The following is a 2,467-nucleotide window of genomic DNA, read 5'->3' on the forward strand; positions in this document are numbered from 1 at the left end:
GGAGATCCGGGGTAGGCGCAGCGCGGCGACCCTCAGCCATTGGCGCCCGCGCGGCGGTTGCGGGATGCCCAGCACCCGGTTGGCTTGCACCGACACCGAGTCTTCGGCGTCGAGCCAGAGTTCTTCGGCGTACGGCAGGATGCCGTAGGTAGGCCGGCCGGTCAGCTGCGCCAGTTGCCGCAGGCCCGGCTCCAGCAGTGCGGGGTCGCCGCGGAATTTATTCACGATGAACCCAGCGACCAGTGCCTGGTCTTCCGCGTCGAGCACCGCCACCGTGCCGAACAGGTGGGCGAGTAGGCCGCCGCGGTCGATGTCACCGACCAGGACCACCGGCAGGCTTGCCGCACGGGCGAGTCCGAGATTTGCCAAATCCGTTGCGCGCAGGTTGATTTCGGCTGGCGATCCTGCACCCTCGCAGATCACCGCGTCGAATTCGGCTCGCAGGCTGGACAAGTCGTCGACGACGATGTTCATGAGCCGGTCGCGGTGCGCGATGTAGCCGGCCGCGGTGACGGAGTCGGCCACCTGTCCGCGGATCACCAGCTGGGAGGTGCGCTCGCTGCCGGGTTTGAGCAGGATCGGGTTGAACCTGACGCTGGGTTGCAGGCCGGCGGCCCGGGCTTGCATCGCCTGCGCCCGGCCTATTTCGCCGCCTTCGACGGTGACGACCGAGTTGTTGGACATGTTCTGCGCCTTGAAAGGCGCGACCCGAATCCCTTTGCGGGCCAGCAGCCGGCACAGCCCGGCCACGACGATGGATTTGCCGGCATCGCTGCTGGTGCCGGCCACCAGCAGGGCCCCGCTCATTTGGCAGTACGGCGACTGTGCGGATTCGTACGCGACACGCCGCAGCGGCGCACCAAACCGCACAGTCGCGCAGTACTCGTCACAGCTGGGTCAGGATTTCGGCGCCGGTGTCGGTGACCAGCAGTGTGTGCTCGAACTGCGCACTCCACTTGCGGTCTTTGGTGACCACCGTCCAGCCGTCGTCCCAGATTTCGTAGTCCAACGCACCGAGGTTGATCATCGGCTCGATGGTGAACGTCATCCCGGGCTCGATGACGGTGGTGACGGCGGGCTGGTCGTAGTGCAGCACCACCAGGCCGTTGTGAAAGGTGGTGCCGATACCGTGACCGGTGAAGTCACGAACGACGTTGTAGCCGAAGCGGTTTGCATACGACTCGATGACCCGGCCGATGACCGACAAAGACCGGCCGGGTTTGACGGCCTTGATGGCGCGCATCGTCGCCTCGCGGGTGCGCTCGACGAGCAGCCGGTGCTCCTCGGAAACGTTGCCGGCCAGGAACGTCGCGTTGGTATCGCCGTGCACGCCGTCGATGTAGGCGGTTACGTCGATGTTGACGATGTCGCCGTCCCCGATCACCGTCGAGTCCGGAATGCCGTGGCAGATCACCTCATTCAGCGACGTACAGCATGATTTCGGGAAACCCTTGTAGCCCAACGTCGACGGATAGGCACCGTGGTCGACCATGTATTCATGGGCGATGCGGTCCAGCTCGTCGGTCGTCACCCCGGGCGCGACCGCTTTGCCTGCCTCCGCGAGGGCGCCGGCCGCGATCCGGCCGGCGATCCGCATCTTCTCGATCACCTCGGGTGTTTGCACCCATGGCTCGCTGCCCTCGCGTGCGGTCGGCTTGCCCACATATTCCGGGCGTGGGATCGACTTAGGCACCGGAAGTGTCGGAGATATCACGCCGGGCGACAGCGCGGTGCGAACAGGCATGTCGCCAGCGTAGCGGGCGATCAGCCGCGACGGCGACGCACCAACGACTTGCGCGGACCGCGGATGACGACCGATCCGCATACCACCCGACCGGTCAGCACGACGTGCGGATTGCCTTCGGCCGGCGCGTTCTTGCGGCGGTCGACGGCGCTGCCGCCGTAGACCTCGACGTCGTCGATCGACGCGCTGGCGCCCTCGGGCAGACGGATATCCACACCGCCGAATTTCATGTCCAGTTCAATCACCACCACCGGTCCCGCGAAGCGCGCCTTGACCAGGTCCAGCTCGACCGGGCCCAGGCGGCGCACCAGCGCCAGCCGGGTCGGCACCATCCATTCACCGTGACGCTTGAGCGAGCCCAGCCAGCCGCGCAGCTCGACCCGGTCGGCCGCCGATGTGACGATCGCCCCGGGACCGGGCAGGTCGCCGACGAGGCCGTCGAGCTCGCCACGGGTGCGGGCGTACGACACCTGCGAGGAGCGCTGCTCGAACTCGTTGATGTCGATCAGGCCGAGCGCAACGGCGTTGTGCAGCCGGCGCAGCGTGCCGTTGCGGTCGGCATCCGAGATCCGCAACTCTGCCAATTCGTCCGGGCGGGCCATAGCGGTTTCAAATGTACCGCCGCACGCGTGTATGGGTGATGGCGCAAAGTTGCGGATCGTCAGGTCAGGTAATCGGCGGGCAGCTGGTCGAACATGAACTTGGTCATCCGCACCGCGTATT

The 2,467-nt window shown here is 66.4% G+C and carries 3 protein-coding genes; all 3 read right to left on the bottom strand.

What is annotated here, in order from left to right; translation table 11 throughout:
* Positions 1 to 807: cobyric acid synthase (locus tag VFA16_RS13840; RefSeq protein WP_324968368.1), on the bottom strand; the 807-nt coding region annotated here is incomplete at its 3' end.
* A gap of 79 nt (positions 808 to 886) precedes the next feature.
* A complete protein-coding gene (map, locus tag VFA16_RS13845) occupies positions 887 to 1,744 on the bottom strand; it encodes a type I methionyl aminopeptidase (RefSeq protein WP_324968369.1) in 858 nt (285 codons plus the stop codon).
* 20 nt (positions 1,745 to 1,764) lie between these two features.
* Entirely contained in the window at positions 1,765 to 2,346 is a 582-nt protein-coding gene (locus VFA16_RS13850) for a DUF1707 domain-containing protein (protein WP_324968370.1), read from the bottom strand.
* Positions 2,347 to 2,467: the final 121 nt, after the last annotated feature.

The sequence above is a fragment of the Mycobacterium sp. genome (genome assembly GCF_035653355.1).
Classification (GTDB): Bacteria; Actinomycetota; Actinomycetes; order Mycobacteriales; family Mycobacteriaceae; genus Mycobacterium.

Bases quoted from the DNA above. Each gene is read 5' to 3' on its own strand.
- VFA16_RS13850 (WP_324968370.1), bottom strand. From the start codon at position 2,346: ATGGCCCGCCCGGACGAATTGGCAGAGTTGCGGATCTCGGATGCCGAC.
- map (WP_324968369.1), bottom strand. From the start codon at position 1,744: ATGCCTGTTCGCACCGCGCTGTCGCCCGGCGTGATATCTCCGACACTT.